The 387-nt window shown below is 77.3% G+C and carries 1 protein-coding gene; it reads right to left on the reverse strand.

Annotated features, from left to right (window positions below):
* Nucleotides 1-387: condensation domain-containing protein (locus QC029_RS30885; RefSeq protein WP_279559141.1), on the reverse strand; the 387-nt coding region annotated here is incomplete at both ends.

Genomic DNA, 387 nt, shown 5'->3' on the forward strand with positions numbered 1-387 from the left:
GGAACAGGCTGGTGAACCAGCCGACCGTGCGGGACAGGTCGATGTCGTCGCAGAGCTGGTCCGCGCGGCCGTGGCCCTCCCGGCCGACGGCGACGGTGCGCCGCCCGGTCCACTCGGCCAGCACCCGTCCGAGGGCGGTCAGCAGCACGTCGTCGATGCGCGTGCGGTAGACGCCGGGCACCGTCCGCAGCAGCTCGTCGGTGCGCCGCCGGTCCAGGCGGACGGTCACCTCGTTCAGGTCGGCCGCGGTGTTGCCGCCGCCGGAGTCCACCGGCAGCGGCTCGGCGCAGTGCCGGGCCCCCGTCTCCCAGTGGTCGCGCTGTGCGGCGAAGCCGCCGGCCGCGGCGTGGGCGCGCAGCCGCCGCGCCCACTCCCGGACGGAGGTGG

The organism is Streptomyces sp. DH37 (assembly GCF_029813835.1).
Lineage (GTDB): Bacteria > Actinomycetota > Actinomycetes > Streptomycetales > Streptomycetaceae > Streptomyces.